The 470-nt window shown below is 67.7% G+C and carries 1 protein-coding gene and 1 pseudogene; one reads left to right on the top strand and one right to left on the bottom strand.

Features of this window, described 5'->3' with window-relative positions; all coding sequences use genetic code 11:
• A partial coding sequence (locus AACY08_RS29345; protein WP_339472588.1) for a copper-binding protein occupies positions 1-256 on the top strand: 256 nt, incomplete at its 5' end.
• A gap of 4 nt (positions 257-260) precedes the next feature.
• Here the strand turns inward: AACY08_RS29345 and AACY08_RS29340 are convergent.
• Positions 261-470: pseudogene (locus tag AACY08_RS29340) on the bottom strand (PQQ-dependent catabolism-associated CXXCW motif protein); the annotation flags it as partial.

Below are 470 nucleotides of genomic sequence, written 5' to 3'. Positions count from 1 at the left end.
CGCGATGCTTGGATCACCTGCGTTTGCCGACGACCTGCCCGGGATGGTCACCAGGATCGACCGTCTCGGCAACACGATCTCGATCCAGGAAACCCAGAAGGGCACCGTCGGCGCCAGCGCGGGCGCCGGGGCGGTTCAGCAGTACAAGGCGAAGGATGCCGCGATGCTGGATGCCGTGCATGCCGGCGACCGCGTGACGTTCGCGGTGACCGACAGCAATGGCGCGGCGACGATCACGAAGCTGCAGAAGCAATAGGGCCTTACTGCTGCGGCCTCGGCTCCGGCTGCGCCTCCTCCGTCGGCAGCTTCGCGCGCTCCCAGGCATCGGTGCCTTCGGGGTACCAGGCGCTGTTGCGATAGCCATCAGCGATCGCACGTTTCGCCGCGTTCCAGGACATCCAGCAGTCGGCGAGGCAATAGATCACCCGCAGCTCCGCCTTGTCGCCGCGAGAGGCCCGCGCGAGGCCGCG

Source organism: Pseudomonas sp. EL_65y_Pfl1_R83 (assembly GCF_963970695.1).
Lineage (GTDB): Bacteria > Pseudomonadota > Gammaproteobacteria > Pseudomonadales > Pseudomonadaceae > Aquipseudomonas > Aquipseudomonas tritici.
This window is presented reverse-complemented; position numbering and strand designations above follow the sequence as displayed.